The sequence below is a fragment of the Mycoplasma sp. 1781 genome, from assembly GCF_053851675.1.
Genome location: NZ_JBSQBC010000009.1, coordinates 1 through 13,746, shown reverse-complemented (window position 1 = coordinate 13,746; position 13,746 = coordinate 1). Strand labels below are relative to the sequence as shown.

At 30.1% G+C, this 13,746-nt stretch carries 13 protein-coding genes and 1 tRNA gene; 12 read left to right on the top strand and 2 right to left on the bottom strand.

Annotated features, from left to right (window positions below; translation table 4 throughout):
• Positions 1-101 precede the first annotated feature (101 nt).
• The gene (locus tag ACWXVP_RS02145; protein ID WP_456012859.1) at positions 102-1,355 is read left to right on the top strand and encodes a hemolysin family protein; all 1,254 of its coding nucleotides are present in this window, start codon (positions 102-104) and stop codon (positions 1,353-1,355) included.
• A gap of 42 nt (positions 1,356-1,397) precedes the next feature.
• Here the strand turns inward: ACWXVP_RS02145 and ACWXVP_RS02140 are convergent, their stop codons facing one another.
• A complete protein-coding gene (locus ACWXVP_RS02140) occupies positions 1,398-3,011 on the bottom strand; it encodes an ABC-F family ATP-binding cassette domain-containing protein (RefSeq protein WP_444705050.1) in 1,614 nt (537 codons plus the stop codon).
• A gap of 304 nt (positions 3,012-3,315) precedes the next feature.
• Here ACWXVP_RS02140 and ACWXVP_RS02135 point away from each other — a divergent pair.
• Positions 3,316-3,391: transfer RNA gene (locus ACWXVP_RS02135), tRNA-Lys, on the top strand.
• A 34-nt stretch (positions 3,392-3,425) separates the two neighbouring features.
• On the opposite strand, the gene ACWXVP_RS02130 is transcribed toward ACWXVP_RS02135, so the two are convergent.
• The gene (locus ACWXVP_RS02130) at positions 3,426-5,588 is read right to left on the bottom strand and encodes an ATP-dependent Clp protease ATP-binding subunit (RefSeq protein ID WP_456012857.1); all 2,163 of its coding nucleotides are present in this window, start codon (positions 5,586-5,588) and stop codon (positions 3,426-3,428) included.
• 216 nt (positions 5,589-5,804) lie between these two features.
• Here ACWXVP_RS02130 and ACWXVP_RS02125 point away from each other — a divergent pair, with 216 nt between their 5' ends.
• The 10 genes from ACWXVP_RS02125 to ACWXVP_RS02080 form a co-directional block, all read left to right on the top strand.
• Positions 5,805-6,257, top strand: a complete 453-nt coding sequence (locus tag ACWXVP_RS02125; RefSeq protein WP_438340700.1) for a hypothetical protein — start codon at positions 5,805-5,807, stop codon at positions 6,255-6,257.
• On the top strand, positions 6,250-7,044 hold the full coding sequence (locus tag ACWXVP_RS02120; protein ID WP_438340701.1) for a F0F1 ATP synthase subunit A: 795 nt from the start codon (positions 6,250-6,252) through the stop codon (positions 7,042-7,044). The genes ACWXVP_RS02125 and ACWXVP_RS02120 overlap by 8 nt, the downstream gene beginning before the upstream one ends.
• A gap of 28 nt (positions 7,045-7,072) precedes the next feature.
• A complete protein-coding gene (gene atpE, locus ACWXVP_RS02115; protein ID WP_438340702.1) occupies positions 7,073-7,381 on the top strand; it encodes an ATP synthase F0 subunit C in 309 nt (102 codons plus the stop codon).
• Positions 7,382-7,423: 42 nt separating this feature from the next.
• Positions 7,424-7,954: a F0F1 ATP synthase subunit B family protein gene (locus ACWXVP_RS02110; protein WP_438340703.1), complete on the top strand. Its 531-nt coding sequence runs from the start codon at positions 7,424-7,426 to the stop codon at positions 7,952-7,954.
• A gap of 2 nt (positions 7,955-7,956) precedes the next feature.
• A complete protein-coding gene (locus tag ACWXVP_RS02105; RefSeq protein WP_456012098.1) occupies positions 7,957-8,487 on the top strand; it encodes a F0F1 ATP synthase subunit delta in 531 nt (176 codons plus the stop codon).
• Between the two features lie 13 nt (positions 8,488-8,500).
• Positions 8,501-10,084 carry a F0F1 ATP synthase subunit alpha gene (gene atpA, locus ACWXVP_RS02100; RefSeq protein WP_438340705.1) on the top strand — a complete coding sequence of 528 codons (1,584 nt, stop codon included), beginning with the start codon at positions 8,501-8,503 and terminating at the stop codon, positions 10,082-10,084.
• Entirely contained in the window at positions 10,063-10,947 is an 885-nt protein-coding gene (gene atpG / locus ACWXVP_RS02095; RefSeq protein WP_444705052.1) for an ATP synthase F1 subunit gamma, read from the top strand. The genes atpA and atpG overlap by 22 nt, the downstream gene beginning before the upstream one ends.
• Positions 10,931-12,397 (top strand): F0F1 ATP synthase subunit beta, encoded by a 1,467-nt coding sequence (gene atpD / locus ACWXVP_RS02090; protein WP_438340707.1) that lies wholly within the window; start codon positions 10,931-10,933, stop codon positions 12,395-12,397. The genes atpG and atpD overlap by 17 nt, the downstream gene beginning before the upstream one ends.
• Positions 12,398-12,399: 2 nt before the next feature.
• A complete protein-coding gene (locus ACWXVP_RS02085; RefSeq protein WP_456012855.1) occupies positions 12,400-12,771 on the top strand; it encodes a hypothetical protein in 372 nt (123 codons plus the stop codon).
• 280 nt (positions 12,772-13,051) lie between these two features.
• Positions 13,052-13,746: hypothetical protein (locus ACWXVP_RS02080; protein WP_456012853.1), on the top strand; the 695-nt coding region annotated here is incomplete at its 3' end.

The following is a 13,746-nucleotide window of genomic DNA, read 5'->3' as shown; positions in this document are numbered from 1 at the left end:
ATATAACATTATAAAATATTTAAATATAAATAATAATTATTTTTGCTATTATATAATACTAATGATAGTTATATTTTAAATTTTTGTATGGAGACATTTAGATGGACCTCGAACCTTGACATTACGCTTTATTAATAATTTTACTAGCCATATTGCTCGCTTGTTCTGGAATTTTTTCCGCAACTGAAACAGCATATACTTCTTTAACCAAGGCCAAAATCGAGACAATGATTGAAAAGAATCAAAAAAGATATAAAATAATTCTAAAACAGCACAATTTCTTTAATAGAACACTCGGAACCATTCTGATTGCTAATAATCTGGTAAATATTGGTTCTTCAACATTATTAGTTTATCTTTTAACACAAGCCTTTGGAGCTCCTAAGGCAGGCTTGGCATCAATTATTTCAACAATTGTAATGACACCAATTATTGTTTTATTTGCTGAAATATTGCCAAAATTGGTTGCAAAGCGCTATCCAGAAAAAACCGTTAAATCATTTTATTGGTTTATTGAAATGTTATATTGAATATTTATTCCCATAACATATCCTATTTCTAAAATTGGAAAGAAGATTTATATTACCAATACTGAGGAGGATGTTAAAAACTTATTAAATATCGCACATGATGAGGGTGTTTTGGAATTTAAAGAATCTGCAATGGCCCAAAATGTCTTAGATCTTGATTCAACTAAGGTTTCACAGCATTATATTAAAATGAAAAATGTGGATTTTATCAGTTCTAAGGCTACTATGCAAGAAGCACTAAAAATGTTTAGAGAAACTAATTATTCACGAATACCAGTTGAAAAAGATGGTAATTTAATTGGCATATTGTTGCTTAAGGATATATTTTTTCTTAAAAAAGGAAATATTTTAAATTATATTAAAACTGTTCCTAAGGTTTCTGCCAACTCAATCTTATCATCAGCACTTGAAAAGTTGAGACAATCGCGCGCACAAATGGCCTTCGTTACTGAAACTAACAGTGATGATAAACCAATAGGTATTATTACTATCGAGGATATTCTTGAAGAAGTCGTTGGCGAAATATATGATGAATATGACAATGATGAACAAATCTACGAAATTAGTCTTGAAAGATGCGAAGCTAAGGGTTCTGTTTTAATGAAGGTTTTATGAAAACAATTGGAGCTTTATGAATATCTCGATTATCAATTAACTGATAAGGAAAAGAATCAAACTCTTTCAAGTTGGATTGAGTCAAAAAAAGGTCATTCATTAAGAAAAAATACCAAATTTGAACTTGAAGACAAAATAACATTTTTGGTATTAGAAAAGAAGTCAAGAGAAAAAAAATATGATTATTTCGAGATAGATTGAAGCAATTAGCTAAATTTAAAAATCCGGAAACTAATTTCCGGATTTTATTAATTAATATCCCATAGCTTCTTCATATTCGTCAAGATTTCCATAAAATAAGAAACTTGATTTTGGTTTTATTTCAAGAATAACATTAGCGCATTCTTTAATCATAGCACGATTATAGGTTGTAAAAATGCATGAGCTCTTATATGATTTAACACCTTCAATTAAGCTATCAATTGACTCCGAATCTAAGTGATCAAGAGGTTGATCAAAAATTAAAAAGTTGCTTTCTTCTAGCATCAATTTAGACATCATTAACCTAACCTTTTCTCCCCCACTTGTTACTTGGACGTTTTTAAAAACACTATCATTAGAAAATAACATTCTTCCCAGAAATGCTCTCATTCTAGCATCACTGTTATCTTTTGTTTCTTGTGTAGTGTTATTTAATGGTCATTTACTTAATCAATCAATAATGCTTTCTGATTCATTAAAATATTCTTGATTATTTGAGGGAAAATAGTTAGGAGAAATAGTTATACCTCATTCAACAGTCCCGGAAGTTGGCTTTCTTCTATTCATTAATATTTCAAGGAATCTGGTTTTAGCAATATCATCATTGCCTACAATAACCATTTTATCACCAGGTTTTAAGGAAAAAGTTACATTTTCAAATAGTGTGTCTCCATTTTCATTTTTATATGTTAAATTATGAACATTTAAAATTTGTTTTCCGGGCAATCTATTTAGTTCAAATTTAATATATGGATACTTTCTTGATGAAGGTTTTAGTTCATCAATTACAATTTTTTCTAATAATTTTTTCCGGCTTGTTGCTTGTTTGGATTTTGAAGCATTGGCAGAAAATCTGGCAATGAATTCACGCAACTTTTGTGCTTGCTCTTCTTTTTTTAGATTGGTTTTTTGTTGCATTTCAACTAATAATTGACTCGATTGCTTTCAAAATGAATAATTACCAACAAATAACTTCGCTTCTGAATAGTCGATATCAATGATATGGGTACATATTGCATCTAAAAAGTCGCTATCATGACTAACAACAATGACAATATTTGGATAATCCATTAAGAAGTTTTCTAATCACTTTATAGTCTTTAAATCTAATCTATTAGTTGGTTCGTCCATGATCAAGATGTCTGGATTTCCAAATAGGGCTTTTGCTAATAAAACTTTAACTTTCTCGTTTGCTTTAAGATTAGACATTTGCATATTTCATTTTTCAGGTTCAATACCTAAATTTGAAAGAAGAGTTTGGGCATCATTTTCAGCGTTTCATCCGCCCATTTCTCCAAAAAGTTGTTCTAAGTGGCTTGCCTTTTCATAATCTTCCATTGTAGCTTCAGGGTTTTCATAAATTTTATTCTTTTCAATATTTATTTGATAAAGTTCCTTATTGCCCATGATTACAACATCGGTAACATTAAAATCATTAAATTCATCTTGGTTTTGGCTCAAAACACTCATACGAGCATTTTTTTCTTTAATAATTTGACCCTCAGTTGCCTCGATCTCGCCACTTAAAATTTTTAGAAAAGTAGATTTTCCTACACCATTAGCCCCAATTATTCCATACACATTTCCAGGCAAGAATTTCAGATTGATATTGGTAAATAATTTTTTATCTGGAAAGATTTTGCTTATCCCACAAACATCTAGCATAGTAAACTCCTTAAAATATATCAGTATGTAACTAAAAAATTTTACTAAATTTTGTAGGTTTTTATATTATATTGAAGGCCTCGGATTATATAAACATGATTTATATTGCTTTTTATATTAAAACTTAATCTTTTAATAGACTTTTTTAATTATTTCATAGTATTTTATGTCTTGCGAAATATTAATAAAATTGGTTTAATTTATTGTATTCCTGAAAAGTCTTACATTTATTTGCAATAAATAATTATTTTTTTTAATATCATCAAAGATATTTGTTTATAATTTATTAGGTATTATTTTAAATGCATCCTTAGCTCAGCAGGTAGAGCAAGGGACTCTTAATCCCTGGGTCGTGGGTTCGATCCCCACAGGATGTACCATATAAAAATACAAGGCTAATTGCCTTGTATTTTTTTAATTACCTTCATGATCTATTTCTATTTTAATTTCATTGTTTACAATTGATAGATAAATAATCGAATCTTCTTCTATTGAGTTGCGTAATATAAAATCTGCAAGTTTATTTTCGATATTGTTTTGAATAAATCTTCTAATAACCCTAGCACCAAAAGCTGTGTTATATGACTTATCTGCAATATAGTCGATAACTCCTTGATCGTATTGCAACTCAGATTTAATATTTATCGAAATACGGTTGGCTAGTTTTTTTAATTCTAAATCAACAATTTCTTTTGTGACTGAGTTACTCAATTTATTGAATGGAACAATTTCATCAATACGGTTAATAAATTCCGGCTTAAACTTAGTTAACAAGATTTTTATAATTTCATCCTTGCTAGGAATTTTTGTCATAATTTGTTCTGATCCAATGTTTGAGGTCATTATAATTATTGTGTTTCGAAAATTTATTTTTCGACCTTTATTGTCGCTTAGTATCCCGTCATCCAATATTTGCAAAAGAATATTTAGAACATCAGCATGGGCTTTTTCGATTTCATCAAATAAAACTATTGAATAAGGGTTTTGTCTTACCTTTTCTGTTAATTGACCACCATTATCATCATAGCCAATATATCCTGGGGGTGAACCGATTAGTTTTGATATGCTATGTTTTTCCATATATTCGGACATATCTAAACGAATAATATTGTTTTCATTGTCAAATAGATTGAGTGCTAATGCTTTAGCAAGTTCTGTCTTTCCTACACCTGTTGGCCCTAGAAATAGAAATGAACCAATAGGTCGATTAGGATCATTGATATTAGCTTTAGCTCTTTTGATAGCTTCAGAAACTAGGTTGATAGCATTGATTTGACCCTTAACCCTTAATGCAAGATTTTCACTTAATTTAAGAAGTTTATTTTTTTGCTTTTCAAGCAATTTTGTTACCGGTATTTTAGTTCATTTGCTCACAACCTCAGCAATTTCTTCCTCATCAATTGTTTCTCTTATTAAACGATTTGGCAAATTGGTTAGTTTGTTTTCAACTTCTTTTTTTGAATCATCAAGTTCTGGTAATAAAACATACATAACTTTTGAAGCTTCAAGGTATTTGCCCTCATTTTGTAATGTGTTTAGCTGTCTTTTTAAATCTTCAATATTGTCTTTTAGTGAGGATAGTTTAGCAATTAAATTTTTTTCTTCTTCTCATTGACTAGACAACTTTTTATGCTCTGCCTTGATTTTGGTTAGATGTTCATTTATTTGTTTTATGCGGTCATTATTGTTGTTATTTTCTTTACCAACAGAGTTTTTTATTGCTGCCTTTTCGATCTCCAGTTTAGTTATTTCATAATTTAGTTTTTCAATTGGCTCGGGAATATATTTCATTTCTGTTTTAATAGATGCTGAGGCTTCATCTACTAGGTCTATTGCCTTATCAGGTAGAAAACGATCTTGGATATATCTGGCCGACAGGTTTGCTGCGGCTACTAGGGCCTCATCCTTGATTTTTACCTCATGAAAAGTTTCGAGTCGTTCTTTGATCCCTCTTAAAATGGTAATGGTGTCCTCAATAGTTGGTTCATTAATAAAAATCTTTTGCATTCTTCTCTCGAGAGCAGAATCTTTTTCAATGTGTTTTCTGTATTCGTCGAGAGTGGTAGCGCCAATTAGGTGTAATTGTCCTCTTGCCATCATTGGTTTTAACATGTTACCTATATCCATACTACTATCACCTGTTCCACCAGCTCCGACGATCATATGAATTTCATCAATAAAAAGAATAATTTCGCCATTAGAATCTTTAATTCTTTTTAAAATAGCTTCAATTCTTTCCTCAAATTGACCTCGAAATTGTGTTCCTGCAACAATAGATGAAATGTTAAGCTCGTATACTTTTTTATTTTTTAAATTCTCAGGCACTTGGTTATCAATGATTTTTTTAGCTAATCCTTCAACAATTGCTGTTTTTCCAACGCCTGGTTCCCCAATTAAAACTGGGTTATTTTTTGTCTTGCGAGATAAGATTCTTACTAATGATCTTATTTCTTCGTCGCGATTTATAACTGGTTCTAGTTTTCCTTCCAAAGCCAGTTCAGTAAGATTGCGGCCATATTTTAATAATGGGTCTTTATCTTCTTTGTTATCCTCTGCAGGTGTTCATGATGCATGCATATTTCGACCTCCTTAATTTAAATATATATTAATTATAACATAATTTAGCACTCTACTACTTAAAGTGCTAAAAAACTATTTTTTCATATTTAATTTTAGGTTTTAAGGATGTATATTTTTTGGCATTATTTTGTGAATATATTTATAAAAACAAAAAATTCAAAAGTAATATAATTTTACATTAGGTTATTAAAATATAAAAATAACCACTTGAGCATGAATAAAACACATGGAAAAAAAATTTGAATAACTTATACTACATTAAATGTTGCGTTGTTGTTAATATTTTCATCAATGTCATTTTTTGACTACTCGTTATTGTTAGGGTATTTAGTGGGTATAGTTAGTTTTTTATTATTTTTATTATCAGTATATGTGATCCTAAAAATTGTGAAAAATAGTATTAATGTTCAAGGTAAAAAACATTATAAAATAAGGATGCTTATTTCTGTTCTTATATTTTTTGCATTGAATATTTTTAATGGAGCAATATTTGCTATTTTTATTTATATTAATACTTACCTTCACAAAGACTATCCCGGTTTAAATGCTGCTTTTTTTCCATTTAATACAATCACAATGACAGCACCTTATATTCTATTGTCCATTTTTTCAATAGTGTGGGCCGTTGTTACTATGGTTAATAAAAGAAAGGAGCTAAATGGATAAATTACTAAAAATTAATTGATTTGGTTCGACAGAAATTAATAGTAATCAAATATTTTCATTAATATCCTTAGTTTTTATTGTTCTTATTTTGTCAGTTTTAATTTATGTAGCAGTAAAACGACAAAAAGTTGACAAGGCACCTAATGCTGCTTTAATCCTAGTTGAAACAGCTATTATCGGCGGAGATAATTTCTTTAGTGATACACATGAATCGAAGTTTGATAAAGCAAATCCATACTTAATATCATTATTTGTGTTTATGTTCTTTGGAAACATATTATCATTAGTTGGTTTTGCTCCGGTTGGCTCGAGTTTATCTGCGGTTTTAGCTGCCACAGTGGTGTCTTGATTAGGAACGGCTGGTGTTGGGATAGCTTATAACAAAATTAAGCATATTATTAAATTGCTAAATCCATTAGAATTTGCTTCAAATTTCTCACCAATTGTTTCTATGACTTTCCGGGTATATGGAAATATCATTGGGGGAGTTGTTCTTGTTTCATTGGCAACAATTTTCTTAAACAATATATGAGCAAAAATTATTGGTCTTGATGTTAGTGCTGAAGCTTCGACATTCAATCCATTTGGTGTTGTGGTATTGCCGGCATTTAATCTTTATTTTGATTTATTTGATGGTATTATTCAAGCATTTGTTTTTGTAGTGTTGACAATGTCATATTGGGCGCAAGCAGCTGAGGAAGACGTTAAGGAAAAACATAAGAAAAAAATTAGAGATTGAAAAAGTAAAATTATCGCTAATAAACAATTAATTCAAGAAAGTAATTAAAATATTTTTAAAAATATAGGAGAAAAAAATGATTGATAAATTAGATAAAATTTCAGATGTTATTAATAGATTTGACCCAAGTAAAGCCGGTGATGCTAGCGGTCAAAATTACCCCTTTGCATACGGTTTAACAATGTTAGGTGCCGGGTTAGCAATCTTTGGAGCTGGATTTGTTTCGATTGGTCAAGGTATGGCCGTTGCTAAAGCCTGTGAAGCTGTTGGTAGAAACCCAGAAGCTTTATCTAAAGTTCGTACTTTATTAATTTTAGGTTTAGCTATTGTTGAAACTGCATCAATTTATTGTTTAGTTATTGCTTTATTATTAATCTTTGTATAGTTAAATTATTTTTTGATTTATATGAGAGTATTAACTTATCTTATGAAAGCCCCTGAAGGTAAAGGGGGGGTTAGTGAAGAATTAGAAAAAACCTTCTCTGGCTTAACATTTAATTGGCCTCTATTTGTTTTTTCTTTAATTGTGTTAATGCTAATAACCATTATTATTACTTTTTTGGTATACAAACCAATTAAGAAAATGGTTAAAAAGCGTCAAGAATTAATTCAAAGTAATATTGATGCTTCAATCAAAGCAAAAGATGAAGCACTAAAAATACAAGAAGAACATGATTTAAAAATAATTGAGGCTACTAATCAGGCAAGAACTATTATCAATAATGCAAAAGCTGAAAGTGAAAGAATTGTAAATAGTGGTTCAGCTATTGCAAAGAAAAAAGCTGAAATGATGTTAGAACAAGCAGAAATTTTGATTAATAAAAAGCGTGTTGAATTCAGCAAAGAGCAAAAGAAAATTATTATGGAAAATGCTGTTGAAATTGCTAAAAAAATTATTGGCCGTGAAATAAAAGATGCTGATAATGTCAAAATGATTAATGAGGTTATTAAGAAATAGATATGACTGAATTAAATGAAGTAATTAATAATTGATCATTTGCCTTATATGATTTAGCTAATGGGTCTGATCAACTTCAGGAAATTACTAATCAGACTGCTGACATTATTAAGGTTTTGAAACAAAATAAAGATTATTTAAAAATCTTAAATTCTTTTGATATAACGGAAGAACAAAAGTTTATGTTAATTAGTGAGGCTTTTGATTCATACCATCCATATATATTAAATATTATTAAATTAGCAACCAGAAAACATATTGTTAAATATATGGATATTATATTTCATCGCTTTATTGAATTAGCAAATGAAAAATTAAATATTAAGTATGGTTATGTATATTCAGTTAAACCATTAAGTACTGATAAGATGAAAAACCTTGAAAAAAAGATTTCATCTGATCTAAATGCAAAAGTTACTTTAACTAATCATATAGACCCTGATTTAATCGGTGGAATAAGAATAAAAGTAGACGAGTACTTGATTGATAACTCTGTTTTGGGAAAATTAAACAAGATAAAATCATTAGAATAATGAAAGGAAAGATATGGCTTTAAAACCCAGTGATTTATCAGCTATCATTAAAAATCAAATTAAAGATTTCAACGAAACTGTTAGTTATGATGAAGTAGGTAGAGTTATTACTGTTGGTGACGGTATTGCTCTAGTTAGTGGTTTAACTAATGTTGAATATGGTGAATTAGTAATATTTGATTGCGGTATTGTTGGTATGGCCTTAAATCTTGAAGAAGAGTTGGTTGGTGTTGTTGTTACTGGCGATGATCGTAATATTGTGGAAAATTCACATGTCAAGAGAACACACAACGTTATCTCGGTTCAAGTGGGTGACGCTTTATTGGGCCGTGTTATTAATGCCCTAGCATTACCAATTGATGGTAAGGGTAAAATTAATAGCGAAATAAAGAGACCAATTTTCAAAATTGCGCCTGGTGTTATGACACGTAAGGAAGTTTCAGAACCCTTACATACTGGTATTTTGGCAATTGACGCTTTAATTCCTATTGGAAAAGGACAACGTGAACTAATTATTGGTGATAGACAAACAGGAAAAACAGCCATTGCCATTGATGCGATATTAAACCAAAAAGGCAAAGATGTTTATTGTATCTATGTGGCTATCGGCCAAAAAAATTCAACAATTACCCAAATTGTTGATCAGCTTGAAAAGAATGATGCAATGAAATACACAACTATCATTGCAGCATCAGCTTCTGAAAGTGCGCCATTGCAATATATAGCACCCTATACTGGTGTAACTATTGCTGAGGAATGAATGGCAAGAGGTAAAAGTGTTTTAATAGTTTATGACGACTTATCAAAACATGCCGTTGCCTATCGAACATTATCTTTATTATTGAGAAGACCTCCCGGCCGTGAAGCATATCCTGGTGACGTCTTTTATCTACATTCGCAATTACTAGAAAGATCTGCAAAACTAAATAACGATTATGGTGGTGGTTCAATAACTGCCTTGCCAATTATCGAAACGCAAGCTGAAGATATTTCAGCATATATTCCAACTAATGTTATTTCAATTACTGATGGTCAGATTTTTACCAAAGAATCTTTATTTAATTCTGGACAAAGACCTGCAATTGATATTGGTTATTCTGTAAGTAGAGTTGGCTCAGCCGCGCAAACCAAAATGACTAAAAAGGTGGTTTCAAGTTTAAAGCTAGAATTAGCTCAATATAATGAAATGCAAGCATTTGCACAATTTGGTTCTGATTTAGACCAAAATACAAGAATTATTTTGGAACATGGTGCTAAGGTCTATGAGTTGTTGAAACAGTCACAATTTTCACCATATTCTCCTGGTCAACAAATTATCTTATTGTTCCTTGCTAAGTATCGCTTAATTAATGTAATCCCTAAAAACAACATTATTAAATATCGTCAAGAAATTCTAACTTATTTTGCAACAGAACCTAAAGCAATAAAAATCATGAGAAAGATCGATGAATCTAATGATTGAACTAATGAATTAATTGAAGAAATTTATAATCAAATCATTTTATTTAATGACTTGTTTATAAAGACTATTCCCCTATATAATCCCGAAAACTTTATGCCTATCCCTGAATTACCATGGAAAGCTTGCAAAAAATAAAGCAACGTATTAATTCAATTAATTCTACCAAAAAAATAACGAAGGCTATGGAACTTGTAGCCACTGCTAAGTTTTCAAAAATTAAAAACAAAATTAGTGAGGTTAAATCTTACTTTAAAAATGTTGAAGCTATTTTTATTAATCTTGTAAAAAATTCAACGCAGGATATTGATAAATTATTAAATAAGCATGCATGAAAATTTAGCAATCGTCGTAATTTATATATTATTTTTGGGAGTGATTTAGGTCTATGTGGATCATTCAATTCCGAAATGTATAAAATGATAAATGAAGTTGTTACAGGTGAAGATATTTTGATTGTTATTGGCTCTAAATTGTTAAGCCTAATTGAAAAAAATAAAAAATATCACATTATCCAAACCTTAACACAAATCGGTGATAATCCAACATATGAAATAGCTCAAGTGATTTCAAATAAGATTTATGATGTTTTAGAAATATCACTTTTAAATTCAGTTAAATTAATTTATACCAATTATGAAAACCCATTAAAGGCTGATCCTGTCGTTCAAGAAATTTTTCCAATTTCAGCAAACACGATTGGCAAAATCGAAAAAAATAACCAAAGTTTTCACCAAGATAAAGGGATCAGGGAGATTGTTTTTGAGCCCAACCCTGAAACCATTTTAATTAACTCATTTAGAATATTCTTTGAAGCATCTATTTTTCATGCTTTAACTAATGCAAAATTGGCAGAAACTAGTCAAAGAAGAACAGCAATGGAACAGGCTTCTGATAATGCCGAGGACCTTATTGATGAATTAAAAATTGAATATAATAGTTCGCGTCAATCAAAGATAACACAAGAATTGACTGAAATTGTTAATGGTGTCGGATCTTAAAGAAAGGATAAAGAAAATGACTAATAAAAAAAATAATGAATTAAATTATGGTGTTATTACCCAAATTCTTGGTGCTGTTATTGATGTCAGATTTAAGGAAGGCACTGCACCTAAAATGCTTAACGCCTTGGAAGTTATTGATGAAAAAAACCCTAACAACAAACAAATTCTTGAGGTTGCTCAACATATTGGTAATGACACTGTAAGAACAATAGCCATGAGTTTAACCATTGGTTTAAGACGTGGCATGAAGGTATTGGACCTTAAAAGACCAATTACTGCACCTGTTGGTAAGGAAATTCTTTCAAGAATGTTTAATGTTTTAGGTCAACCTATTGACTTGCTAGGAGGCGATTTTGAGCAACAAATGCCTATCCATAGAAGCGCACCTAGTTTTGAAGAACAAAAATCCACTTTGGAAATATTTGAAACTGGTATTAAGGTTATTGACTTATTAATACCATACATTAAAGGTGGAAAAATTGGTCTTTTTGGTGGGGCTGGTGTCGGCAAAACTGTTTTAATACAAGAATTGATTAATAATATTGCAAAACAACATGGTGGTTTATCAGTATTTGCTGGTGTTGGCGAAAGAACAAGAGAGGGTAATGACTTATACCATGAAATGAAGGCAAGTGGTGTTTTAGATAAAACTGCATTAGTATTTGGACAAATGAATGAGCCTCCAGGCGCTAGAATGAGAGCACCATTTACTGCACTAACTATGGCCGAGTATTTCCGTGATCAAATGGGCCAAGATGTGCTTTTATTCATTGATAATATCTTTAGATTTACCCAAGCAGGTTCAGAAGTTTCGGCATTGCTAGGTAGAATGCCTTCTGCCGTTGGGTATCAACCAACATTAGCAGTCGAAATGGGGCAATTGCAAGAAAGAATTACTTCTACAAATAAGGGATCAATAACATCTGTTCAAGCAGTTTATGTTCCTGCTGATGACCTTACTGACCCTGCTCCTGCGACCACATTTACTCATCTAGATGCGAAAACTGTTTTAGATCGTGATATTGCAGCATTAGGTATTTATCCTGCTATTGACCCATTGGGTTCTAATTCACGTATGATGGATCCTAATATCGTTGGTTTAGATCATTACAATACTGCGAGAGAAGTACAAAATATTTTGCAAAGATTTAAGGAATTACAAGATATTATTGCAATATTGGGTATGCATGAATTATCAGAGGAAGACAAGAAGGTTGTTGCTAGAGCACGTAGAATAAGAAGTTTCCTGTCCCAACCATTTTTTGTTGCTGAAAAATTTAGTGGTATAAAGGGTAGATACATTAAATTACAAGATACCATTAGATCATTTAAAGAAATTTTAAGTGGAAAATATGATGATCTACCAGAAGAAGCATTTTTATATGTTGGTACTATTGAAGATGTTATTGAAAAAGCTAAAAACCTTGGATATGTATTTGACAAATAGCTATGAATGATAAATTAATTGAAATAGTTATAACAACGCCAAATTGTGTATATTATCAAGGTAAAGGTAGTATCGTAACATTTACCACTACTGAGGGGCAAATTGGTCTAATGAAAGATGCTGTTCCATTTTTAGCGGCATTAGTTCCCTCACAAATAATTATTAAAGATCAAGATAATAATAACCGGATTTTTTACATCGATCGTGGGATTGTTGAATTTAGAGATAATTTGCTTTCATTGATTGTCAATAATATTGACGTTAAACCAATTGACACAGAAATCAAGTTTAAAAAAACAAACGAAAAGAAATATACTATTATTGAAGAAGTTGTTTTAAAAAAGAAATTGGCAGAACAAAATAAAAAACTATAAATACAGAGAAATCTGTATTTTATTTATTTTTTTAAGGACTCAAATAAGTTATTGGCGTTAGTTTAACTGCTAGTAGATATTTAAAATATATTAGCTAATATAAAAAACTATAAAAATAACTATAAATTAGATTTTTACATTAAACCTAAAGAAAACCCTAAATTTTCTTTAAAAAAAATTCCAAAACAAGTTAGAAAATAATGATTATTTTCACTCTGTACTACAATATATAATATATATAATTAAATTACAACTTAAACTTTCATAAAGGTATTAAAGAATGCGAAAATCTAGTAAATTATTAATAACATTATGTACCCTTAATGTGGGTGCTATTATTGCATCAGTAGGAATTTCTATTTCTACAACTATTAAACAAAAACCAAGAAACGCTCTGATTAAAAAGATTAAAGAAATTCAAGAAGAATTGGTAACTAATAAAAGACTTAGTGAAGAACAAAAGGTTGCTATTAAACAAGCTATCGAAGAAGCTAATAAGGTTCTTATTGGGCAAAACGTGGATGATACTAATTTTGAAAATGCTATTTCGCAATTAGTTAGTTCATATGAAGCAATCATACAAAATTTTGAACCAGTCCCAGATATTAAAGAAAAGGAAAATTCTAAAAATAGATATAATGCAAAGTTGCGGCAAGCTATGAAATTGTCTTCTATATTAGTTGATTCAAAATATGAAGAAGTTAAGAAAAAAATAGATGGAACTATTCAAAGAAACACCAATTTAATTAATGATAAAACTACAAAGGATCAATATGACCGAGCTGCAAAGGATTTAGAAGATGCTATTACTGAAGCTAATATGCAAAAGAAAATGATTGATGATAGCAAAGATTCTGTATTAGAAAAAGCCAAAAAAGCGTTTGAATCTAAAAAAAGTGAAGCAGATGAATTATCTAAACAATTAATAGAATCTAAATTTGTTGAAGTTAAATCTGCATTTGATAAAGAGGTTCA